Here is a 22,079-nt window from a genome sequence, read left to right as displayed (position 1 = left end):
GCTATGAGGATCACCTGTCCATATTGCGGCGAACGGGATCGGCGCGAATTCTACTATCGCGGGGCGGCAGTGGATCTGGACCGACCGGCCCCGGATGCCGGTGAGGCGGCTTGGGATGATTTTGTCTACCAACGGGAAAACCCGGCAGGGCCGACACGAGAGCTTTGGTATCACGAAGGCGGGTGCGGTGCATGGATCGTGGTCACACGAAACACGGTCACGCATGAGATGATCGACGCGCAGCCGGCATCGGAGGAGCGGGCATGAGGATCGATGGAAAGGGTCTTATCGATCGTACGCAGTCGATTCCGTTTGTTTTCGATGGTGCCAGCTATAGCGGCTATGCGGGCGACACCCTGACCTCAGCGCTTTTGGCGAATGGCGTACGACTGATGGGGCGTTCGTTCAAGTACCACCGGCCTAGGGGTGTGCTGAGCGCAGGCAGCGAAGAGCCGAATGCGCTGATGACCGTGGGGGCAGGCGCAGGTCAAGAACCAAATATTCGCGCCACGATGCAAGAGATCTATCCGGGACTTGAAGCGCGCAGCCAGAATCGCTGGCCCAGCCTGAGTGTCGATTTGATGGGGATCAACGATCTGGCTTCCCCGTTTTTGGGCGCGGGTTTTTACTACAAAACCTTCATGTGGCCGAAAAGCTTCTGGGAAAAGCTATACGAGCCGATCATTCGACGTGCCGCCGGATTGGGTGCACTGTCGGGCGAAGACAATGCCGACAAGTACGAAAGCGCTTATGCCTTTTGCGATCTGCTGATTATCGGGGCAGGGCCTGCGGGGCTGATGGCCGCACTGGTCGCTGGTCGTGCCGGCGCGGACGTCATTCTGGCCGACGAAAACAGTCGCGTGGGTGGGCGTCTGCTGGCCGAGACCTATGAGGTCGACGGAAAACCGGGTCCCGTGTGGGTTGACGAAGTGCTGGCCGAGTTAGCCGCGATGGACAATGTCCGCATCATGACCCGGACCACTATCGCAGGTGCCTATGACCAAGGTACCTTTGCGGCGTTGGAACGCGTTTTTCACCATACGGATCACCGCCCCAACGGGGCGCCGTTGGAAACCTATTGGCGGATCGTGGCCAAGCGGTCAGTTCTGGCGGCAGGCGCGCTGGAGCGCCCGGTCGCATTCCGCAACAATGATCGCCCGGGGATCATGACCGCTGGCGCGGTGCGGGCGTATCTAAACCGATGGGGTGTCAGCCCGGGCCGCAATGTGACGATCTTCGGAAATACTGACGATATCCATCGCACTGCTCGTGATTTGTTGGATGCTGGTGTCCATGTGGCGGCTGTGATCGATAGCCGCCATGACGCGCCCTTGTCTGACGATTACGAGGTTCTACGCGGGGCGCAAGTTTGTAACAGTTCGGGCCGTAAGGGGCTGGAGGCGATTACAGTGCGCCGCGCCAGTGGAGAAGAACGGATACACACGGATTGCCTTGCCATGACAGGGGGCTGGAATCCTTCGGTTCATCTAACGTGTCACATGAATAGCCGCCCGATCTGGAAGCGTGAGATCGAGGCCTTTGTGCCAACGCCGGGGGCCGTGCCGGGCATGGTGACAGCGGGTGCGTGCAATGGATCTTTCTCAACTACAGCCTGCCTTCGTGAAGGGATTGAGGCAGCCAAAGGCGTGCTCGGCGATCTTGGCTACAAGGCCTCGAAGACTGTGCCACCGCAGGCCGAGGATACGCCATACGAGATCACGCAGCTTTGGGCCGTTCCCGGCAAAGGGCGCGCGTGGCTGGATTTCCAGAACGATGTTACAGTGAAAGACGTCAAACAGGCCGCGACTGAGAACTTCCGGTCAGTCGAGCACATGAAGCGCTATACGACACAAGGTATGGCGACGGATCAGGGCAAGAATTCGAACGTGGCGGCGTTGGCCATTCTAGCGGACGTCACCGGGCGCGCGATACCCGAAACCGGAACCACGACGTTCCGCCCTCCGTATTCTCCTATCGCCATTGCCGCGCTGGGTGCTGGGGCTGAAGGCAAGGGTTTCAAGCCGCAACGCTTTATCACTTCGCACAAAGCGACCGTAGCGCGGAAAGCTCCGTTGGTTGAGGCCGGGTTGTGGTATCGCCCCAGCTATTTCCCAAAGGATGAAGAAACCACGTGGCGGCAATCCTGTGACCGTGAGGTCAACATGGTGCGTCAGGCCGTCGGGGTGTGCGATGTCTCGACGCTTGGCAAGATTGACATACAGGGGCCGGATGCGGGGGCGTTTCTGGACTTCGTTTATACGAACATGTTCTCGACCCTCAAAGTTGGCCGAACGCGATATGGCCTGATGTTGCGTGAGGATGGATTCGTCATGGATGATGGCACCACCGCGCGGCTGGGAGAGACGCATTACCTGATGACTACCACCACGGCAGGTGCTGGCGACGTAATGAAGCATCTGGAGTTCGTTCATCAGGGACTGCGCCCTGATCTGGATGTCTCGTTCATCTCGGTCACTGAACAGTGGGCACAGTTTGCCGTGGCCGGACCAAAATCGCGTGAATTGTTGAACGATCTGCTGGGCGCACCTCTTGATGAAGAAAGCTGGCCCTTCATGGCTTGCGGATCGATCTCGGTGCTGGGTGTGCAGGGGCGTTTGTTCCGGATCTCGTTCTCGGGCGAGCATGCATATGAAATCGCCGTGCCTGAGCGCTATGGCGCGAGCCTGTTCGATATTTTGACCGAGCGGGCTGAAGCGCTGGGCGGTGGTCTTTATGGGATGGAGGCACTGAACGTTCTTCGGATCGAAAAGGGCTTTATTACGCATTCCGAGATCCACGGACGGACGACTGCCTATGATATCGGCATGGGTCGGATGGTGTCGCAGAAGAAGGATTGCATCGGCAAAACCATGTCGCAACGTCCGGGGCTTGAAGAGCCGGGGCGCGAGCGTTTGGTCGGGCTTATACCCATTGGCGAAAGCAGGGAATTGCTTGCGGGCGCGCATCTTTACCGGGAAGAGGCCGAGCCGGTGCGGACCAATGATCAGGGCTATCTGACCTCCGTGTGTTATTCCCCGACGCTGGAAACGATGTTGGGTTTGGGCTTCCTGGCGGACGGGCCTGAGAGGTATGGAGAAATCGTGAAAATGGTCGATCATCTGCGCGGCGTGACAACCCTGTGCGAAGTGGTGAACCCGGTTTTCTTTGACCCCGAAGGAGGGCGCGTCCGTGGATAAACTGATCGCCAAAACACCCTGCGACGGATTGCTGCCTTTGACTATCGGCTCTGTAACGCTCAGCGAAGAGGATGCGGGGGCGATCCATTCGATCTCAACTTTCAAGGGTAAGCAAAGGGCGCTATCGGAGGCTTTGAAAGCAGCGCATGGGATGGCTTATCCGTCGGCCAATCGCGCAACGGGTAAGGCTGGCGCGCGGGCGATCTGGTTCGGCCCGGCGCATGCGATGCTGATCGGGCCGTCTCCTGATGCGACCCTGACCGAGAATGCTGCCATTGTGGACCAATCAGATGCCTGGGCTGTGGTCCGGTTAGAGGGTGCTGATGTCGAAGACGTACTGGCGCGCGTAGTGCCTATTGATCTGCGTAAGGCGAACTTCAAGCGCGGCCACTCCGCCCGAACCCTGCTGTTCCACATGACTGCTTCGATCACGCGCGTTGGGGAGAACACGTTTCAGATCATGGTCTTCCGGTCCATGGCTGAGACGTTGGTTCACGATTTGAAAAGGGCAATGGAAGGCATCGCCGCGCGCGGCTAAACTTCTTGGAACGAAACGAATCCTCGGAGACCTTTATGTTGCGTATCGCCATTGTCACGGCCTTGCTTGCCACCCCAGCATTTGCTCAGGAAACCAAAGAGCAGAGCTGCAAGTATCAGGCCGATGTTGTTGCCGCGATTCAGCAGGCACGCCTTGATCGGGTGAAAGAGCGCGATGTAGCGCAGGCAGTGGCAGATAGCGGCCCGACTTGGCCGGAAAACTACAACGCGGCAGTTCCGCTGATCACACCTTGGGTCTATGAACAAAAGATGCGCGATGTGCGTAAGAAAGACCTCGGCGCCGCATGGCTGGAGCTGTGTTTGCAGCAATAATCCACAGCCAGATCATTTCTTTGTGGACAACCGCGTGCCATCCCCTTGGCGCGCGTTTTCATTTCTGGCAGGTTTGACCCATGTCTTTGCCCCCCGGATTTCTGGATGAACTGCGCACGCGCCTCAGCCTGTCTCAGGTTGTTGGGCGTAAGGTCATGTGGGACCAGCGCAAATCCAATCAGGGCAAGGGGGATATGTGGGCGCCTTGCCCCTTTCATCACGAAAAGACCGCCTCGTTCCACGTCGATGACCAAAAGGGATTCTATTATTGCTTTGGCTGCCACGCCAAAGGGGACGCGATCAGTTTTGTGAAAGAGACCGAGAATGTCTCTTTCATAGAAGCCGTGGAAATTCTGGCGCGCGAGGCCGGGATGCCGATGCCCGCGCGTGATCCCAAGGCGCAGGAAAAGCAGGACCGCCGTTCACAGCTGGCCGAGGTGATGGAACAGGCTGTGCAGTTCTTTCGTTTGCAACTCAAGACTGGGGCAGGGGCGGCGGCACGTGATTATTTGACACGTCGCGGTCTTGACGCGAAGGCGCTGGACCGTTGGGAAATCGGTTTCGCACCCGAGGGCTGGCAGGCTCTGTGGGATCATCTAACCGGTAAGAGTGTCTCCGAGGACCTGATCCTTGGGGCCGGGCTGGCCAAGCCGTCGAACAAAGGTAAGAAACCCTATGATACGTTCCGCAACCGCATCATGTACCCGATCCGCGACCCGCGCGGGCGGTGCATTGCGTTTGGTGGCCGGGCGATGGATCCCAATGACAACGCCAAATACCTGAACTCGCCCGAGACCGATCTGTTCGACAAAGGCCGCAGCCTCTACAACCATGGCCCCGCACGACAGGCGGCAGGCAAGGGGCAGCCTTTGGTTGTGGCCGAGGGCTATATGGACGTGATCGCTTTGGCAGAGGCCGGGTTTGGCGCGTCGGTTGCGCCATTGGGGACGGCGATCACCGAGCATCAGTTGCAACTACTTTGGCGCATCTCTGACGAGCCGATCATCGCTTTGGATGGCGATACGGCAGGGCTGCGCGCGGCGATGCGGGCGGTCGACTTGGCATTGCCGTTGCTGGAGGCGGGTAAGTCACTGCGCTTTGCGCTAATGCCTGAAGGCAAGGACCCTGACGATTTGCTGCGCGCCGAAGGCGCAGGGGCAGTTCGGTCAGTTCTGGACGGTGCCATTCCGATGGTGAAGCTGCTGTGGCAGCGCGAGACTGAGGGCAAGGTTTTTGATAGCCCAGAACGCAGATCTGCATTGGACAAAGCGCTTTGGGAGAAGATCAAGTTAATCCGAGATAAGTCGATACGAAATCACTATCGGCAGGAGATCCGGGATCTACTTTTTCATTTTTACCGCTCTCAGAAAAAGTTCCCTGCAAAAAATTGGAAATCCAATCGGGATAGGGATCGCAAAACTGCCGGACCTACACAGGGTGCACGCACTTCTTTCTTGGCTGCTAACGACAACAGCGCTGCTATTCGGCTCCGTGAAAGTGTCATTCTTGCAGTTGCTATATTGACGCCTGCTTTGGTGGTGCAGTTCGAAATTCAGATCGACGAAATGACATGCTTGGATCCCGAACTAAATGCCATGAGAGATGTCTTGTTGCGACATGCAGTTGATGATCCGGACAACATTAAAGATCATATTGTCGCAGCTTTGGGACCGGAACCCCTTGAAAACCTGCTGGCCCTTCGCCATGTCGCAGTGATCCCCTGTGTGTACAAACCGGGCGACGTTGAAAAGGCCGAGATGACGCTGGCCGAGGAACTCGCAAAGATCAAAGCGCTCCGGGGGTTGGATGCTGAGATTGCCGAAGCGGCAGAGGAATTGTCTGATCTGGCCGATGAGGCGCTGACATATCGGCTGGCGCAAGCCGCCGAAGAGCGCAACCGTACAAGCCGCAGCCAGAACGAAGACAGGGCCGTTTTCGACATCGCCGACAATGGTGCGCGAATCAACCGCGATGAGAAAGACGCGTTTGAGGCCATCACGTCTGGCATCAAATTCGAACGGAAACATCGATGAAGTGGTGTTTTCGTAAGGCACTGGAAAAGAAAAACGGGTAAACGGGTGGCCGAATCACTTCTACGCGCTAATGATTCGGTTCAAACGAATCACCCATCCCTGCAGGAGCATTGAATGGCCGCCAAGGATACGAACGAAGACCGCAAATCCGACGAGCAGGAACAGGAAATCTCGCTGGACATGAGCCAGGCCCAGGTCAAGAAGATGATCGCCGAGGCTCGCGAGAAAGGTTACATCACCTACGACCAGCTCAATCAGGTTCTGCCGCCTGATCAGGTCAGCTCGGAACAGATCGAAGATGTTATGTCGATGCTGTCCGAGATGGGCATCAACATCATCGAAGATGAAGAAGCCGAAGAAGAAGAAAACAAAGGTTCGACCGAACTGGTCACCACCGAAGGCCCGCGCGAGGTTGCGCTGGCTGGTGCCGCAACCGAAAAGCTGGATCGCACCGATGACCCCGTACGCATGTATCTGCGCGAGATGGGTTCAGTCGAACTGCTGAGCCGCGAGGGCGAGATTGCTATCGCCAAGCGGATCGAAGCCGGTCGGAACACCATGATCGCTGGTCTGTGCGAAAGCCCGCTGACCTTCCAAGCGATCACCATCTGGCATGACGAACTTTTGTCCGAAGACATTCTGCTGCGGGACGTCATCGATCTGGAAACCACTTTCGGCAACCAGATGGATGAAGACGGCGAGGTTGAAGAGCCGGTTGTCGATACCTCATCGGTGCAGGCGGCCAAGCCTGCCAAGGATGAGGGGCCGGAGCTTGACGCTGACGGCAACCCGATTGCCAATGATGATGACGATGATGACGACGATCAGGCCAACATGTCCCTGGCCGCGATGGAAGCAGCGCTGAAGGATCAGGTGCTGACCACGCTGGAACGCATCTCGACCGACTTCGCGATGCTGTCCGAAATGCAGGACAGCCGGATTTCTGCGACGCTGAACGAGGATGGCACTTTCAGCGCGAAGGACGAAGAAACCTATCAGAAGCTGCGCGCTGAGATTGTTGAACTGGTGAACGGTCTTCACCTGCACAACAACCGGATCGAAGCTCTGATTGACCAGCTCTATGGCATCAACCGGCGCATTATGTCACTGGACAGCTCGATGGTGAAACTGGCTGACCAGGCTCGCATCAACCGTCGCGAGTTCATCGATGCGTATCGTGGGCGCGAGCTTGATCCGAACTGGTTGGCTGAAATGGCTGAGAAGCCGGGCCGGGGCTGGCAGATGTTCATCGAACGCTCGACCGAAAAGGTTGAGGAACTGCGCAACGACATGGCTCAGGTTGGCCAATATGTTGGTCTCGATATCCCTGAATTCCGCCGCATCGTGCAGCAGGTTCAGAAGGGTGAGAAAGAGGCGCGGCAAGCCAAGAAGGAAATGGTCGAGGCCAACCTGCGTCTGGTGATCTCGATTGCCAAAAAGTACACGAACCGCGGCCTGCAATTCCTTGATCTTATTCAGGAAGGTAACATCGGCCTGATGAAGGCGGTGGACAAGTTCGAATACCGCCGGGGCTATAAGTTCTCGACCTATGCGACCTGGTGGATCCGTCAGGCGATCACGCGTTCGATCGCGGATCAGGCGCGCACGATCCGTATCCCGGTGCATATGATCGAAACGATCAACAAGCTGGTCCGGACAGGTCGTCAGATGCTGCACGAAATCGGCCGCGAGCCAACGCCGGAAGAACTGGCCGAAAAGCTGCAAATGCCGCTTGAGAAAGTTCGTAAGGTGATGAAAATCGCCAAAGAGCCGATCAGCCTTGAGACGCCCATCGGCGACGAGGAAGACAGCCAGCTGGGCGATTTCATCGAAGACAAGAATGCCGTGCTGCCGCTGGACAGCGCCATTCAGGAAAACCTCAAGGAGACCACCACACGGGTTCTGGCCTCTCTCACCCCGCGTGAGGAACGGGTTCTGCGGATGCGCTTTGGCATCGGCATGAACACCGACCACACGCTAGAAGAAGTCGGTCAGCAGTTCAGCGTGACGCGCGAACGTATCCGCCAGATAGAGGCGAAGGCGCTGCGTAAGCTGAAACACCCGAGTAGGTCACGCAAATTGCGGTCCTTCCTGGATCAGTAAATCGAAAGGCGCCTCATCCCGAGGCGCTTTTTTCTTTCGCCCGCTCACAATGACTGAACTTCAAATCAAATTGGCGGGAATTCGCAAGGAGTCCGGCGATGCCATCTTTATATCGCCGCTGTCCACTCATGGACAGGCCGGGGCGAGGTGATTGGGCTGATGACCCCCGGCCACTTTTTAGCTTCATGAAAGCGGATGAGAGACACGTTTGCGAAAAGCGGTCGGGGCCTGACCCGTCCAACGTTTGAAGGCGGTGGAAAACGCAGCCTGATCGGAATAACCGAGCGAATACGAGATTTCGGACAGATGCATACCGTTCTTGATAAAGGTCTGCGCTAGGTCACATCGTAAATCTTCAACGATCTCACGATATGAGGTGCCTTCATCAGCTAGGCGGCGAGCCAATGTTCGAGGGCTTAGGCCGAGCTGGGTGGCGGCGTCGTCCACCTGTACGATTCCCCCCGGCATCGCATCTGTGATCAACCCTTCGATCTGTGCTCGGGTTTTCTGTCTTGGCGACTGTCTTTCGGCCAGCAGGCGTTCGCCAAATTCAACCAAATGCGCGCGCAGGCTAGGGTCGTAAGTTGGGATCGGTGTTTCCAGCGAGGGCAGCGACAGGATGATTTCCAAGCGTTCGGCCCCGAAGGTAACTGGGAAACCTCCGATTTTCTGGTAGGTGGCTTGGTGTTGCCCAACTGTGTGCTGAAACCGTATCTCAATCGGATTCAGATTCAACTGAGTCAACGCCCGCATCCGGGCGATCGCGCCAAACAGCAGGAACTCGGTCCGCCGATGATAGCGGGAAAAGCTCGGGTCTTTCCAATCGGCCTCAAGCGAGGCAGCGTTACCTGAAAGGCGCAGATTGAAGGCCAGGGCCGGGTCGATAATGCCATGAAACCGCGCCGTATTCTCGATCACCTGCTTCAGATCACGAGAGTACTTGCTGATATAGGCCGTAATGCTGGAAGAAGAACTGAATTCCAGACCCGCCCGTGCGCCAAAGGTGATATCGCCAAGTGCATCGCAGGCGTGTCGGACAAACAGCGCTTCTTTGTGGGCGCTGTACCTTTTGGCAGGCGGTTCAATATCGCTGCGGGTCAATGCGCAGTCACTCAGGACCTGTTCCACCACGGTCGCGCTTGCGTGATCCTCAAGGGTCCGTGTCAGCAATTGAATGCGTGAAATGTCGACGTCCATCACCCAGCCCAAAAAACGCGTTACTGTAATACCGTTACCCTAGCGGCAAACCGTGGCAATGCGCCAGCCTCGGTGCTGATACCCAGGAATTGACCGCAACTCACAAAGATATGGCAGAAATGGCCATGTCCGTAGCCTTGGCCAATAGCTACATGACCGGTGTTGTCGGGTCAGCGCCTTTTGGGGAAAAGGTCAGAGCCTGAGCGAGCGGTCCACCAAGCCGTTTCAACGGGTTCCCCGGCACGCCCCTCTCATTCTTCTGGTCAGTCATGTCGCATTGCTGCGGCGCATTCGACGTGACAGCATCACGGGGAACCTTTTGTTATTTCTTGATCTCTCGTGGCTGATGATCTTTCCATCGATACAGATTTGATCGTCTTCGACGGTGAATGCGTGCTGTGTTCAGGGTTTTTTCACTTCATGTAGCGCCATGATCGAGATCAGAAATTTCTATTTGCAACCGCGCAGTCACCGCTTGGGCAGCAGCTTTATACTCTCCTGAACCTGCCGACAGACGAATTTGAAAACAATTTGGTGATCGTCAAAGGAAAGGTGCACCAAAATCTCGACGCATTTGCCGCTGCGATGCGTGCATTATATGGTCCGTGGCGGGTATTGTCCTTGTGTCGATACCTGCCGAGGTTTCTGAAGAACCCGCTGTACCGGATGATTGCCCGTAACCGATATGCGCTATTTGGGCGGCGGGATGGGTGCCTGGTTCCTGATCCTTCTCTCAGATCGCGGTTTGCCCAAGATGGATTCTGATCGTGATCCATTCCTGCAGGCGCTGGGTATAGATGAATCTGTGCCTGGATTGGTCAGGGATTTGCACAGCGGGGAAGGTCGCTACTCTGGTCGATGCAGCATTCAGCGTGGCCGAGGCGTTTTGGTCGCTCTGGCACTTCGCATCGGGCGATTTCCACTTGCGGGCGAAGATTTGCCGGTCACCCTTACGATCCGAAAGTCCGGCGCATATTGGCAATGGGAACGGGATTTCGCAGGCCACAAAACGCGTTCACGGATCACTTTTGATCCGCTGTGTGGCATGGTGCGGGAACAGATCGGCGGGCTGACAATATGGTTGCAGCCGGTGAGAACTGATAAGGGGCTGACCATTGAGATCCGCCGCCTCGCTTTGTTTGGCATTCCGTGTCCGGGGTTTCTTTTGCCACGTTCCGGATCGACCGAGGCCGAGGATACACAATCGCGATTTCGCTTTGACATTTCGGCGACAGCACCGGGATTGGGACACCTGATCCGCTATCAGGGATGGTTAGAGCCTGTTCACGAACCACGTGGGTCAAGCTGACATGATCGTTAGTTCGCTTTGCTGACGATGGCGACGCACTAGTCTATATTTCACATGGAAACAGGAAGATGGTCACGATGAAACAGACAATACTTTGCGCATTTGCAGCACTGCTTATGACCAGCTCTGCGGGCGTTGTCGATGCAGCGCCGAACGGTTATCGAACAGAACCGATGAGCGGCACAGACTTCGAGGTCATTCCAAGGACACGTCAGGATACTGATGGATATTGGTGCGCCGCTGCTGATTTTGCCCGCCGGAAATTGGGTGCTGGGTGGCAGCAACAAATCTACGTTCTGCGCGGCTATGGCCCCAGCGTGACAACGGGACGCCGGACGGCGGTACAGTTCACACTGAAACAACCCGCCAATGTCCCGCAGAAAGGCAGCTTTTCGGTCACAGCCGGGTTCCAGCCGGGTGACAGCATGTCGGTACAGGGCGCAAATGCACGGTGCGGCGTCCGTCCGTTTATCAATTGACCTGCGATGCAGACAGAATTCTCGATCCAGACACAGGGCGTGGGGCTCTATGAGATTACCGCCCCAGTGCGCAGTTGGCTGAGGCCGGTTTCGGACGGTTTGCTGACGCTCTTTGTGCGCCACACTTCTTGTTCGCTGCTTATTCAGGAAAGCGCCGACCCCGAGGTGCAGACTGATCTGCGCGCATTCTTTGATCGGCTGGTGCCGCAATCGGATCATCCGTCGATGGCTTATCTGCGCCACACCTATGAGGGGCCGGACGACATGCCAGCCCATATCAAGGCCGCGATGATGCCTGTTTCGCTGTCGATACCGGTGTCAGATGGGGTACCTGCGCTGGGCACATGGCAGGGGATATATCTGTTTGAACACCGCAACGCGCCGCATGAAAGAAAGGTCGCTGCGCATTTTGGGTGACGCTTTATATTGGGGTGGAAAATTCCGACTACCCAAACTCTAGAGGCTGTCCTATAGTTGTGGATAAGTAAGCCGCAGCGCTTACAAAAAGTGGCCAGCTAGGGACGAGGAGACGGCGGATGCGCTGCCCGTTTTGCGGAAATATCGATACTCAGGTCAAAGATTCACGCCCGGCAGAGGATCACGTCGCGATCCGCAGACGGCGGTTCTGCCCGGCCTGCGGCGGACGGTTCACCACCTATGAACGCGTGCAACTGCGTGATCTGGTCGTCATCAAAACCAACGGTAAGCGCGAAGACTTCGACCGCGACAAGCTGGAACGCTCGATCCGTATTTCGATGCAGAAGCGGCCCATTGATCCCGATCGGATTGATCAGATGATCTCCGGTATCGTGCGCCGTCTTGAAAGCATGGGGGAAACCGATATCCCTTCGAATAAAATCGGTGAAATTGTAATGGAAGCGCTGGCCCGGATTGATACGGTCGCATATGTTCGCTTTGCGAGTGTGTACAAGAATTTCCAGGCGGCCGATGATTTCGAGGAGTTTGTCCACGAGTTGCGCCCGCCGCAACCTTCGACGGATGAGTGAGCGATACAGATAAGCGATATATGGCGCTGGCACTATCATTGGGGCGGCGCGGCCAAGGCACTTGCTGGCCGAATCCGTCCGTCGGGTGTGTCGTCGTGCGCGATGGACGCATCGTTGGTCGCGGCTGGACGCAGCCCGGGGGTCGTCCGCATGCAGAACCTATGGCTCTGACGCAGGCGGGTAAGGCCGCGCGAGGTGCCACCGCTTATGTCTCGCTTGAACCCTGTTCACACTACGGAAAGACGCCGCCCTGTGCCGAAGCGCTGATTGCGGCCGGTGTTACCCGTGTGGTCTCGGCGATCGAAGACAGCGATCCTCGGGTCGCAGGGCAAGGGTTTGCCATGTTGCGCGAGGCCGGGATTGAGGTCACCACCGGTGTTCTGGCGGAACAGGCAGCACGCGACCACGCAGGGTTTTTCCTGAAAACCGAGCAGGGCCGCCCGTTTGTGACTTTGAAACTGGCCAGCAGCTTTGATGGACGGATTGCTACGGAAACCGGGCACAGTCAGTGGATCACAGGTCCAAATGCTCGCCGCGCGGTGCATGCGATGCGTGCGCGCCACGATGCGGTGATGGTTGGGGCAGGGACAGCGCGCGCCGATGACCCGTCGCTGACGGTTCGTGATCTGGGCGTGCAGCATCAGCCGGTGCGCGTGGTGGTCTCGCGCCATCTGGATTTGCCCTTGATGGGGCAACTTGCGCGAACCGCGTCCGATATCCCTGTCTGGCTCTGTCACGGCCCCCACCCAGACCCCGAGCGTGCGCGTGCGTGGGAGGGGTTGGGTGCCCGTCTGATCCCTTGTGCGCTGGATGGTCATCACGTGGATGCGGCTGATCTGTTGCAGCAGCTTGGGCAGGCCGGATTGACGCGTGTCTTTTGCGAAGGCGGATCAGCATTGGCTGCATCTTTGCTAAAGGGCGATCTGGTCGATGAGTTGGTCGGTTTTACAGCGGGGCTGACCATCGGGGCCGAAGGTCTGTCCGCGATCGGGGCTCTGAGGCTTGATACTCTGGATACTGCCCCCCGATTTGATCTGATCAAAACACAGGTCGTAGGCGGCGATATCCTACATCGCTGGGCGCGCGTGACGCACTAGCCTTTAGCGCCACCAATGCGCATGCGTTGCCAGCGCGCCCTGAAATTTGGACAAGATGCGATTTACGGGTCCGGTAGGGGATGGCGTACCCTGCGCAAGCCGTTCGACCGCGATTTCGACGGGGCAGGTCTGTCCCGTCACCGGATCGAGATAGCGGGGGTAGTCAATCAGCGTTGCGTGCACCAATCCCATCAGCGAAGGCCGCGCGCCACGTCGCGCAGGCACTGCCCCCAGATCCGTTGTCAGCCCCCAACCGGCGTAGAACGGAGCGCCGAGTGTGGTGACCCGGACGCCGCGCAGCAAAGCCTCGAACCCCAGCAGAGAGGTCATAGTCCAGACTTCATCCACCTGTCCAAGCAGGGTGGCAGGATCGGTGCCTTCTACAATGACATCGGCCAGATCAGTTTCGATCTTGCCGTCGCGCAGACCAGCTTCGACATCCGGATGAGGTTTATAGATCAACACAGCGTCGGGATTGGCCTCGCGCGCCGCTCGCAGCAGGTCCAGATTGGTGCGGATATTGCTTGTTCCCAGCCGGATCGAGGCGTCATCTTCAACCTGACCTGGCACTAGAATACGATGCCCCTTCGGTAGGTCCGGGGCGGGGTGGCCGATGTTGTACTTGCTTAGGCCCTCGGTCAGCAGCCGGGCTGTCAGCCGCTCGGCGCGGAGCCTCTGATCAGGGCGCAAGGTTTCGCGCGTGGTGATCCATTCCTCCAGGCGGCTGGGATGCGTTGGATCGTAGTAGATGCCGATATCATCGGTCACCAGCGACAGCGGTCGAACCAGCTCCGCGCCCAACCCACGGGATCGTAAAAAGCCATCCTCAATCCGGGTTGCATTCAGCGTCTCACCTGCTCGGCTGGCCCAGACCATATGGGGTTGTTTGGTGTTCTCTGGCTGCTCGGCCACGAAACGCACCTTATGGTGCTGGCCGAAAATGCGTTGCAGGTGGCGGCGTTTCCATACCCGCATCCCGGAGGCGGTCCAGCCTTTGTGGTCCTGCCGCCAGGCTCGGGTTTGCGCCTCAAGCGTATCGAGCACGCATTCCAATTCGCACAAACGATCATTGTAGGGATCATACCAGCGCGGGTACAGGATCATCGCGGCGGCAAAAAGCTGCGCCCGCGTAAGATTCCGTTGGCGACGGAGCAGGGGGGCATCATCCTGCGTCAGCCCCCACCCAGCGTAGAATGGTTGCCCGAACACGCGAGGTTTGTGCCCGGCCAATATCGCCTCAAATCCCATCTGCGAGGACAGCGTGTAAACCCCGATGGCCCCTTCAAGCAGCGACCATGGACTTATGGGGCTGTCGAGGATCGATATTCTGTCACTCAGAACCTGATCGGAAAAGTATCCCTTGCGGTGGCCTGCCGTGGTTTCGGGGTGGCTTTTGATGAGGATGCGTGCGCCGGGGTTTTCCTCTTGCGCGATTACCAGCATCTCGCGGAACCGTGCATAGTCGCCGTTGCTTGCGGTGACGGCAGCATCTCCCTGCGTCTGGTCGATCACTAGAACGTAGCCAGGATCGGGAGGCGTCAGATCAAGGTCAAAGGCCGAGTATTTGCTCAGATTCAGCTCTCGGATGCGCGCGATTGCGCCTCGCGCGCGATCCAGCAGGGCGGTGTCGTCCAGCGGATGCGTGGCTAACAGAGTTTCCAGATCCGAAGGCACACTCGGATCGAAATGCAGACCCGATCGATCCAACAACAGACCCATGGGTGCCTCACCGCTTCGTCCAGGGTGCAGAGACCGCAGGAACGCGTCTTCGACCCTCAGGACGGTCACATCGCGTTTCTGCGCGATACCCATTCCCCGATGGGCTGTCGGGCTGTTGCCCCAGACTCCGACCAGATCGTCTGGCTGTGGCAGACCAAGCCGGATGTCATACCCGGCCAGAGATAATATACGACGCAGCCGCGACTGTGTCAGGAACCCACCGTTGTAAACAAAAAGCCGGGAGCGTTCGCCCCCGGCCGTGTTCTCCGATTCAGAGAGCATTCATCAGTTACCCGTAAGCGTCGCCACATTCGCAAATGGCGTCAGACCTCCAGCAATCAGCGAGACAGATTTGCTCCACTGTGCATATGGGGCCTCGGTGACGTATATCGTGTCATCGTCTCGGATCACGAAATCGCGGGCGATGAACAGGCCATTGGGCGCGGTCAAGTTCAGCAGATAGATCATGCGCTGATCACCCTGTAGCTCGGGACGTCCCATGACATTGCGCGCCACATCCTGCCGTTCCTCACGCAGAACAAAAATACCGGTCGGGTCTGAGGATAGCGGCTGTAGGCCTCCGACCTGTGCCAGCGCCTCAAGGGCGGATAGGTCCTGACTTTCAAAGGCCACGCGGGATTGCCCGCCGGTCGAACCCAGCGCGATGTATGAGCGGCTGTCCTGTTCGACCAGAATGCGATCGCCGCCGCGCAGGGCGATATCGGTTTCCGGGTTGCGGAACAGATCGTCGTACCAGATTGTTCCTCTTTGCTTGCCCCTGATCACAGTGACCAATGCGATATCGGATGCAACTGCCACCCCGCCTGCTTGCGCGAGCATGGTCGACAACGAGCCAGTCGGTCGCTCAATCGGATAGATTCCCGGCGCGCCGATAGTTCCGGTCAGAGAAACGGTCGCCCCATCGCCCGGAGTACGCGACACTTGGACCTGCGGATCCGGAGTCTGTTCTTCCAGCTTCGAGGAAATCAACGTGCGGAGCTGCTCAGGCGTATTGCCCGCTGCACGCAGCCGCCCTGCATAAGGGACAAATATGTAACCTTCGCTGTCGACCTGCACCTGATCCAGAACGGTTGCGCCACCGGCTGCGGAACTTAGCAACCCATCCTCGACATTTTCCCAGATGCTGAGGCTCAGAATATCGCCGGGGCGTACGGTATCGGATGCGACGCTTTGCGCGCTGCGGAAGGATTTCGAAAACCCGTATTGCGGAATCACCGATGTGGCCCGCGCAACACGGTCGTCGACCTCAACCACAAAGGCGTTACCCCCGTTTTCGACCGACCCGGCTAGAATTTCGTTTTTGTTCGGTCCGGATTTGGGAAGCTGGCATGCTGCCAGCAGGCCAAGGGCCGCCACAAGGGAAACCCCCCGGATCCATCGGGTAGGAAAGCGCTGCACTGCCGATTTACCTCAATCGTCTTTGTTTTGGGAAGGTTACCCGCATCGCTTCGAAACATCCAGCAGCAGGTTGCCCGCGATCATTCAACAACGCGCAACTGTGGCGCTGTGGCCTCTTTATCGGAGAGCAACCCTTGATAGGGGTCCTGAGCCGATAGCATCATATCAGCCGCTCGCCGCAGCAATTGACGACGCCCTTGGCGAGAATAGAACCCCCCGGGGACTTGGCAGGTTTCCAGAAGAAATTGGCGATAAGCCCGATAGGCCTTGCCGCCCGGGGCATCTGGCTGGGCAAAGAATGCCTCAATCGATTGCCGAGATACGAATTCGGGCTTGTCATAAACCGACTGCCCAAAAATCCGCAAAGGAATGCCGCGCCACAGAACCTGCTGGCCTGCCGTGGAATTCACCGTCACGGCGGATTTTGCATCGTCTAGCAACCTGGCCAGCTTACCACCGGGCACATAGTGAATTCGGTTTGTGATGCCGTGCTGTGCTGCAAGCTGGCGCGCCCGCAGCCGCAGCGGTTCACGGTGGTTCTCAAGCGGGTGTTCCTTGATGACAAGGTGGTGATGCGCAGGGGCGCCTTTGGCGAATCCGGCGATCACTTGTTCGAGAAAATCGGACATACCGGAAAAATCCGAGTGATATTGGACCGAGCTGTCATGCCCCAATTGCAACAGCACAAGGTGATAGGGAAAACCGCTCCACCTGACCTGTGCTGTGGCCCAGCCCCGCTGTAGCCTGTGAATGGGCATCAGTGTCAGGCGTTTGAAGTATAGACGAAACTCTTTCGAGACCGGCAGCTCTCGATGGGGTCGGAAATTCCGGTATCTGCGATTCAGAAACAGCACGAACCAGTGATAGAGGGCACCGTAAAAGATGTGCTGGCGCATATCGCCCCAATGGGAAGGCGGTGGGGGGGCGTGCCCTTCGGACTGTTCCAGCGCCGTCTGCATCTGCGCCACATCCAGTTCCATCAGGCGTGAGTTTCCGTTCGACCCGTTTCGTTCATAGGTCACCCACCAAGGGCGCAGGTAGCCTTCTTCGAACACATGAACAGTGGTCCCGCGTGCTTTGGCAATCTCAACTGCGCGTGCATGCACGGGCCGGGTGTCGCCATAGAGCACGATATCGGTCACATCATAGTGGGTGAGCAATTCGCTTAAGGTCTCCGGCCAATCATCTGGCGCGCCGCGATATGGAATGTAACTGGATTTGTCGCCCCAGAAAGCCTGATCGCCCGCGTTGAAGCCGACCCGCCAGACCTGAGCACCCGCAGCCCGCAGCATCCGACCAAGCGCGTTAAAGAACGGACCATGCGGTCCTTGTAGAAACAGGAACACACGCCGGTTAGGGCTGTTGGCCAAAGGGATCATGCGGTCTGCTCGTGTGGTGACTTTTGGTGCGTTTGTATAAAATTATGCCTCTTTGTCGTTTTCACGGCAAGGCAGGGCTTGCCGGTAGAGCTACGTGCCTTTACCTCGGCTATTGAAGCTAGGTTCAGAGGGTTAATGACATGTTCACAGGGATCGTCACCGATATTGGCACCGTTACCGAACTGGACCAGCAGGGAGACCTGCGGGCACGGATCAAGACAAGCTATGAAACGGCGGGCATTGATATTGGCGCTTCCATCGCAAGCGATGGCGTCTGTCTGACCGTCATTACACTGGGCGATGACTGGTATGATGTCCAGATCAGCGCTGAGACGGTTTCGAAAACCAATCTGGACAGTTGGCAGTTGGGCAAGCGCGTCAATCTGGAACGTGCCTTGAAAGTCGGGGATGAATTGGGAGGGCACATCGTCTCGGGCCACGTGGATGGCGTGGCAGAGGTGGTCTCTGTGATAGACGAGGGTGACAGCACGCGGGTGACATTGCGGGCGCCTGCCAATCTGGCCCGGTTTATCGCTCCGAAAGGGTCCGTTGCACTGAACGGCACATCGCTGACGGTTAATGATGTGGACGGGTGTGACTTTGGTATCAACTTCATCCCTCACACCAAAGAGGTCACCACATGGGGTGACGTCTCGGTCGGTGATCGCGTGAACCTTGAGATCGATACTCTGGCCCGATACGTCGCGCGACTGGCCGAGATGTCCTGACTTTCAGGTGGAAGGTCCAAATTTGGCCGTCAGCCTCTTGGACAGCCACCAGAAGCATGAAGCCAGCAGGATTGAGACATACCCGTCGATGGCGTAGTGCCAGGCGAGGTGAACCGAGCCTAGTAAGATGATGAAGGCAAACACCGACAGCGCCCAGCCGAGCCAACGCGAATAGCTGAAGCCGTAGAACGCCAGCAGCACAGTAGAGGCAACATGCATGCTGGGCATCGCCGAGATTCCGCCTGCTAGCCCATTATTCCGATAACCATCCAACAGCATTTCATGCACATTCAGCGCCCAGACCGGGCTGATTTCGTGTGATTTGCGTAACAGCTCCATCTGCGGAACGAAGTCAGAGCCAAGATTGAAGGGTTCGTAGTAAACGGGACCAACCGAGGCAAAGATGGTTGCAATCACATTGCCGCCTACAAACCAGCACAGTGCAAACGCTACCAGAAAAACGGTGCTGCGGTTCGGGTCACTGCGGTCCAGACAGGCGACGCAAACCGCGATGTAAATCATGGGAAACCAGATGTGATAGGCGCCATTCACCGCTGTGGTTACGATCGGGGATCCCAAAATGGGCCATAGCAAGGTCCACGGATCGACGCCGCCGTGCAGAAACCGGTCCCATTGCACAAATTGCTCATCCCAGAGCGTCGGGTTCACAGCATGTATTTCGTTCTTCAGGAAGGTATAGGTCAGGATAAGTGCGACGATGCTGAGAAAGCAGATAACCGCATCGGTCGCTTTTTCAACATCTGCCATCTTGGATCGCAGATCTTGCAACATCCATTGAATTGGCTTTTTGGGTCGCACGACGAACATGGCAACGCCAAGTCGCCAAAGAACGAAATTTGCGAACATGAAACCAAGCAGACGAACTGAGATGACAATCAGGGAAGAGGTCGAAAAATCCCAATATGACCGTCCTACATAGATGCTAACGGCAATGGCATAGACCATCTGCAGTGCAATGAGTGATAGCAGCAGCCTGTTTCGCCGAAGGGCGCTTACACGCACGAAATTTGCAGCGGGCAGATCAGCGGTCTTAGACACTGGGCTCAAATTCTCGTCTAGCTAGGACATTATACAATGACTGGTGCCCAGGATATCAGGCGATCCAAGGGCCCAATTGGGGCAATTTGTGGACAAAGTTCACGCAACCGGCCTAAAGGTTCAGCTATTGGCAACAATGCGCAGAAAAGGCCTAAGTCAAAACTGGCGCATAGGATTGGTAAACTGAGTTGGCACCAGATTTCATCGCTGGCCCTATAGCGCTGGGCATTTCAATCTGTCTCGCAGTGCTTACAGGCTGGTCTTTGCGTCCACTCTGGTCTATCCCGCCATTCAAACCCGTTGTGCGAAAGGCTGCCCTATGAGTTTTGAAACCCCCGGACCGGTAGAGGCCCAATTGCGCGAGGCGATCAGTCCGATCGAGGAAATCATCGAAGAGGCCCGTAAGGGCCGGATGTACATTCTTGTGGATCACGAGGACCGCGAGAACGAGGGTGATCTGGTGATCGCGGCCGAGTTCGCTGACGCGGAGGCGATCAATTTCATGGCGACCCATGGGCGCGGGTTGGTCTGCCTGCCGATGACGGCGGAACGGATCGACAGTCTGGGCCTGCCGATGATGGCGGTGAACAACTCGTCGCGTCATGAGACAGCCTTCACCGTGTCGATAGAAGCCCGCGAGGGAGTTTCGACGGGAATATCGGCCGCTGATCGCGCGCTGACTGTGGCGACGGCAATCAATGAGCAGAACACAATGGCGCATATCGCGACACCTGGCCATATCTTCCCGCTGCGCGCCAAAAGGGGCGGGGTACTGGTGCGGGCGGGGCACACCGAAGCCGCCGTTGATATCTCGCGTCTGGCCGGGCTGAACCCCTCGGGCGTGATCTGCGAGATCATGAAGCCCGATGGCACAATGGCGCGCCTGCCTGATCTGGTCGCCTTCGCCAAAGAGCATGACATGAAGATCGGCACGATCAGTGATCTGATCGCCTATCGCTCACGCAACGACAATCTGGTTGTGGAAACTTCGCGCGAGATGGTGACATCAGAATATGGTGGCGCGTGGGAGATGCGGATTTTCACCGATCAGACCCACGGTATCGAACACGTTGTCATGATCAAGGGCGACATCACTACACCCGAACCAGTCCTGACGCGGACCCACGCCCTGCATGAAGCGCCCGATATTCTGGGTCTCGGCCCGAAATCGTCACGAGAGCTGCCCCGCGCGATGGAAAAGATCGCCGAAGAGGGGCGCGGCGTCGTTTGCCTTTTCCGTCAGCCGCGAAATTCGCTGTATGCCGCAGACGACGAAGGCCCGCGCACGATCAAGCAAACCGGTCTGGGTGCGCAGATCCTGTCCAAGATGGGTATTCAGGAACTGGTGCTGCTGACAGACTCGCCTGAAACCGTGTATCTGGGGCTCGACGCGTTTGGACTGTCAATCGTCGGCACCCGCTCGATCCTCAAGGAAGACTGATAATGGCTGAAAAAGACAAACATGGCATTCTGCCGACTCCCAGCTTCGACAAGCCGGTGAAACTGCTGCTGGTGGTGGCTCCGTTCTACCGTGCCATCGCCGACAACATGGTCGCTGGTGCCAAGGCTGAGATCGAGGCCGCAGGCGGAACCTGCGACGTGGTCGAAGTGCCCGGTGCGCTGGAAATCCCGACCACAATCGCCATGGCCGACCGTCAGTGCAACTACGACGGCTATGTCGCGTTGGGCTGTGTCATTCGGGGCGAGACGACGCATTATGAAACCGTCTGCAACGACTCTAGCCGTGCAATCCAGTTGATGGGCCTGCAGGGCCTGCTGATCGGCAATGGCATCCTGACTGTCGAAAACGACGAACAGGCCGAGGTACGTGCAAACCCCGAAAAGATGAATAAAGGCGGTGGAGCGGCGGCTGCGGCCTTGCATCTGATCGCGCTCAGCCGTAAGTGGGGCTCTTCCAAAAAGGGCGTGGGCTTCAAGCCACCGTCCGAGTCCATCCTTGTGGCGGGCGACAGCAACGGACCCACGACAGCATGACCCAGACAGACGCGCCGAAACCGGCCAACCAGAAACGCCTGATGAAATCCGCCGCCCGGCTTTATGCCGTGCAGGCGCTGTTCCAGATGGAGCAGTCGGGCCAGACGACTGAACAGGTTGTGAATGAGTTTCTGGATCATCGGTTTGGCGCGGTCTACGAGGGGGATGAGATGCTGGATGGCGATATCGGTGTCTTCCGTAAGTTGGTGGATGACGCCGTGAACTATCAGGCCACCATCGACCAGATGACCGATCGTGCATTGGTCGCCAAATGGCCCATTGCGCGCATCGATCCGACCCTACGCGCTGTGTTTCGCGCGGCCGGGGCTGAGTTGACCCAGAGCGACACGCCGCCAAAGGTCGTGATCACCGAATTCGTCGATGTCGCACGTGCGTTCTTCCCCGAAGGCAAAGAGCCCAAATTCGTGAACGCTGTGCTGGATCACATGGCGCGCGAGGCCCAGCCCGAGGCGTTCTGACGCCTTTAC

At 57.5% G+C, this 22,079-nt stretch carries 20 protein-coding genes and 1 pseudogene; 16 read left to right on the top strand and 5 right to left on the bottom strand.

What is annotated here, in order from left to right; genetic code table 11:
* The first annotated feature begins 3 nt into the window (after nucleotides 1-3).
* The 6 genes from ACR0NE_RS07835 to rpoD all read left to right on the top strand — a co-directional run bounded on the left by ACR0NE_RS07835 (nucleotide 4) and on the right by rpoD (nucleotide 8,203).
* Entirely contained in the window at nucleotides 4-267 is a 264-nt protein-coding gene (locus ACR0NE_RS07835; RefSeq protein WP_170396281.1) for a sarcosine oxidase subunit delta, read from the top strand.
* Complete coding sequence (locus ACR0NE_RS07830) at nucleotides 264-3,197, top strand: sarcosine oxidase subunit alpha family protein (RefSeq protein ID WP_170597914.1); 2,934 nt, start codon at nucleotides 264-266, stop codon at nucleotides 3,195-3,197. Before ACR0NE_RS07835 ends, ACR0NE_RS07830 begins: the two co-directional genes overlap by 4 nt.
* Nucleotides 3,190-3,735: a sarcosine oxidase subunit gamma family protein gene (locus ACR0NE_RS07825; RefSeq protein WP_170597916.1), complete on the top strand. Its 546-nt coding sequence runs from the start codon at nucleotides 3,190-3,192 to the stop codon at nucleotides 3,733-3,735. Before ACR0NE_RS07830 ends, ACR0NE_RS07825 begins: the two co-directional genes overlap by 8 nt.
* Nucleotides 3,736-3,770: 35 nt before the next feature.
* On the top strand, nucleotides 3,771-4,067 hold the full coding sequence (locus ACR0NE_RS07820; protein ID WP_170597918.1) for a hypothetical protein: 297 nt from the start codon (nucleotides 3,771-3,773) through the stop codon (nucleotides 4,065-4,067).
* Nucleotides 4,068-4,147: 80 nt separating this feature from the next.
* Nucleotides 4,148-6,100 (top strand): DNA primase, encoded by a 1,953-nt coding sequence (dnaG, locus tag ACR0NE_RS07815; RefSeq protein WP_170597920.1) that lies wholly within the window; start codon nucleotides 4,148-4,150, stop codon nucleotides 6,098-6,100.
* A gap of 114 nt (nucleotides 6,101-6,214) precedes the next feature.
* Nucleotides 6,215-8,203, top strand: coding sequence for an RNA polymerase sigma factor RpoD (gene rpoD, locus ACR0NE_RS07810; protein ID WP_170396291.1), 1,989 nt, complete (start codon nucleotides 6,215-6,217; stop codon nucleotides 8,201-8,203).
* Between the two features lie 183 nt (nucleotides 8,204-8,386).
* Here rpoD and ACR0NE_RS07805 read toward each other — a convergent pair whose 3' ends face one another.
* Nucleotides 8,387-9,400, bottom strand: a complete 1,014-nt coding sequence (locus ACR0NE_RS07805) for an AraC family transcriptional regulator (protein WP_170565787.1) — start codon at nucleotides 9,398-9,400, stop codon at nucleotides 8,387-8,389.
* Between the two features lie 486 nt (nucleotides 9,401-9,886).
* Between ACR0NE_RS07805 and ACR0NE_RS07800 the strand changes: the two are divergent.
* From ACR0NE_RS07800 to ribD, 6 genes and pseudogenes are all read left to right on the top strand, one after another.
* Nucleotides 9,887-10,165: pseudogene (locus ACR0NE_RS07800) on the top strand (thiol-disulfide oxidoreductase DCC family protein); the annotation flags it as partial.
* Entirely contained in the window at nucleotides 10,086-10,709 is a 624-nt protein-coding gene (locus ACR0NE_RS07795; RefSeq protein ID WP_480459276.1) for a DUF4166 domain-containing protein, read from the top strand. The pseudogene ACR0NE_RS07800 and the gene ACR0NE_RS07795, both read left to right, overlap by 80 nt.
* Before the next feature lie 77 nt (nucleotides 10,710-10,786).
* Nucleotides 10,787-11,188: a hypothetical protein gene (locus ACR0NE_RS07790; RefSeq protein ID WP_255612048.1), complete on the top strand. Its 402-nt coding sequence runs from the start codon at nucleotides 10,787-10,789 to the stop codon at nucleotides 11,186-11,188.
* Between the two features lie 6 nt (nucleotides 11,189-11,194).
* Nucleotides 11,195-11,605 (top strand): secondary thiamine-phosphate synthase enzyme YjbQ, encoded by a 411-nt coding sequence (locus ACR0NE_RS07785; protein ID WP_170396302.1) that lies wholly within the window; start codon nucleotides 11,195-11,197, stop codon nucleotides 11,603-11,605.
* 119 nt (nucleotides 11,606-11,724) lie between these two features.
* Nucleotides 11,725-12,195 carry a transcriptional regulator NrdR gene (gene nrdR, locus ACR0NE_RS07780; RefSeq protein WP_039534475.1) on the top strand — a complete coding sequence of 157 codons (471 nt, stop codon included), beginning with the start codon at nucleotides 11,725-11,727 and terminating at the stop codon, nucleotides 12,193-12,195.
* Entirely contained in the window at nucleotides 12,192-13,292 is a 1,101-nt protein-coding gene (gene ribD, locus ACR0NE_RS07775; RefSeq protein ID WP_480459277.1) for a bifunctional diaminohydroxyphosphoribosylaminopyrimidine deaminase/5-amino-6-(5-phosphoribosylamino)uracil reductase RibD, read from the top strand. Before nrdR ends, ribD begins: the two co-directional genes overlap by 4 nt.
* Nucleotides 13,293-13,295: 3 nt before the next feature.
* On the opposite strand, the gene ACR0NE_RS07770 is transcribed toward ribD, so the two are convergent.
* The 3 genes from ACR0NE_RS07770 to ACR0NE_RS07760 form a co-directional block, all read right to left on the bottom strand.
* Nucleotides 13,296-15,293: a capsular polysaccharide biosynthesis protein gene (locus tag ACR0NE_RS07770; RefSeq protein WP_170597922.1), complete on the bottom strand. Its 1,998-nt coding sequence runs from the start codon at nucleotides 15,291-15,293 to the stop codon at nucleotides 13,296-13,298.
* Nucleotides 15,294-15,296: 3 nt separating this feature from the next.
* Nucleotides 15,297-16,430 (bottom strand): polysaccharide biosynthesis/export family protein, encoded by a 1,134-nt coding sequence (locus ACR0NE_RS07765; protein ID WP_170597923.1) that lies wholly within the window; start codon nucleotides 16,428-16,430, stop codon nucleotides 15,297-15,299.
* Nucleotides 16,431-16,510: 80 nt separating this feature from the next.
* Entirely contained in the window at nucleotides 16,511-17,809 is a 1,299-nt protein-coding gene (locus ACR0NE_RS07760; protein WP_170597926.1) for a capsular biosynthesis protein, read from the bottom strand.
* A 140-nt stretch (nucleotides 17,810-17,949) separates the two neighbouring features.
* Here ACR0NE_RS07760 and ACR0NE_RS07755 point away from each other — a divergent pair, with 140 nt between their 5' ends.
* Entirely contained in the window at nucleotides 17,950-18,537 is a 588-nt protein-coding gene (locus ACR0NE_RS07755) for a riboflavin synthase (RefSeq protein WP_170512828.1), read from the top strand.
* A 3-nt stretch (nucleotides 18,538-18,540) separates the two neighbouring features.
* Here ACR0NE_RS07755 and ACR0NE_RS07750 read toward each other — a convergent pair whose 3' ends face one another.
* Nucleotides 18,541-19,596 carry a phosphatase PAP2 family protein gene (locus ACR0NE_RS07750; RefSeq protein WP_480459279.1) on the bottom strand — a complete coding sequence of 352 codons (1,056 nt, stop codon included), beginning with the start codon at nucleotides 19,594-19,596 and terminating at the stop codon, nucleotides 18,541-18,543.
* 319 nt (nucleotides 19,597-19,915) lie between these two features.
* Here ACR0NE_RS07750 and ribB point away from each other — a divergent pair, with 319 nt between their 5' ends.
* Genes ribB through nusB form a run of 3 tightly spaced genes read left to right on the top strand, consistent with a single transcriptional unit; the run spans nucleotide 19,916 to nucleotide 22,070 of the window.
* A complete protein-coding gene (gene ribB / locus ACR0NE_RS07745) occupies nucleotides 19,916-21,037 on the top strand; it encodes a 3,4-dihydroxy-2-butanone-4-phosphate synthase (protein WP_170597930.1) in 1,122 nt (373 codons plus the stop codon).
* Nucleotides 21,038-21,039: 2 nt separating this feature from the next.
* Nucleotides 21,040-21,591, top strand: coding sequence for a 6,7-dimethyl-8-ribityllumazine synthase (locus ACR0NE_RS07740; RefSeq protein WP_170396313.1), 552 nt, complete (start codon nucleotides 21,040-21,042; stop codon nucleotides 21,589-21,591).
* Nucleotides 21,588-22,070, top strand: a complete 483-nt coding sequence (gene nusB, locus ACR0NE_RS07735) for a transcription antitermination factor NusB (protein ID WP_170597934.1) — start codon at nucleotides 21,588-21,590, stop codon at nucleotides 22,068-22,070. The genes ACR0NE_RS07740 and nusB overlap by 4 nt, the downstream gene beginning before the upstream one ends.
* The last annotated feature ends 9 nt before the right edge of the window (nucleotides 22,071-22,079 follow it).

This window comes from Ruegeria sp. C9, assembly GCF_056537585.1.
Note: the sequence above shows the minus strand (reverse complement) of the source record. Positions and strands in the feature narration are given on the sequence as shown.

Excerpts from the sequence above, each read along its gene's own strand:
- ACR0NE_RS07795 (WP_480459276.1), top strand. The coding sequence starts at position 10,086 with ATGCGCTATTTGGGCGGCGGGATGGGTGCCTGGTTCCTGATCCTTCTC.
- ACR0NE_RS07785 (WP_170396302.1), top strand. The coding sequence starts at position 11,195 with ATGCAGACAGAATTCTCGATCCAGACACAGGGCGTGGGGCTCTATGAG.
- nrdR (WP_039534475.1), top strand. The coding sequence starts at position 11,725 with ATGCGCTGCCCGTTTTGCGGAAATATCGATACTCAGGTCAAAGATTCA.
- ACR0NE_RS07755 (WP_170512828.1), top strand. The coding sequence starts at position 17,950 with ATGTTCACAGGGATCGTCACCGATATTGGCACCGTTACCGAACTGGAC.
- ACR0NE_RS07760 (WP_170597926.1), bottom strand. The coding sequence starts at position 17,809 with ATGATCCCTTTGGCCAACAGCCCTAACCGGCGTGTGTTCCTGTTTCTA.
- dnaG (WP_170597920.1), top strand. The coding sequence starts at position 4,148 with ATGTCTTTGCCCCCCGGATTTCTGGATGAACTGCGCACGCGCCTCAGC.
- ACR0NE_RS07805 (WP_170565787.1), bottom strand. The coding sequence starts at position 9,400 with ATGGACGTCGACATTTCACGCATTCAATTGCTGACACGGACCCTTGAG.
- nusB (WP_170597934.1), top strand. The coding sequence starts at position 21,588 with ATGACCCAGACAGACGCGCCGAAACCGGCCAACCAGAAACGCCTGATG.
- ACR0NE_RS07820 (WP_170597918.1), top strand. The coding sequence starts at position 3,771 with ATGTTGCGTATCGCCATTGTCACGGCCTTGCTTGCCACCCCAGCATTT.
- ACR0NE_RS07770 (WP_170597922.1), bottom strand. The coding sequence starts at position 15,293 with ATGCTCTCTGAATCGGAGAACACGGCCGGGGGCGAACGCTCCCGGCTT.
- ACR0NE_RS07740 (WP_170396313.1), top strand. The coding sequence starts at position 21,040 with ATGGCTGAAAAAGACAAACATGGCATTCTGCCGACTCCCAGCTTCGAC.
- ACR0NE_RS07835 (WP_170396281.1), top strand. The coding sequence starts at position 4 with ATGAGGATCACCTGTCCATATTGCGGCGAACGGGATCGGCGCGAATTC.
- ACR0NE_RS07830 (WP_170597914.1), top strand. The coding sequence starts at position 264 with ATGAGGATCGATGGAAAGGGTCTTATCGATCGTACGCAGTCGATTCCG.
- rpoD (WP_170396291.1), top strand. The coding sequence starts at position 6,215 with ATGGCCGCCAAGGATACGAACGAAGACCGCAAATCCGACGAGCAGGAA.
- ribB (WP_170597930.1), top strand. The coding sequence starts at position 19,916 with ATGAGTTTTGAAACCCCCGGACCGGTAGAGGCCCAATTGCGCGAGGCG.
- ACR0NE_RS07790 (WP_255612048.1), top strand. The coding sequence starts at position 10,787 with ATGAAACAGACAATACTTTGCGCATTTGCAGCACTGCTTATGACCAGC.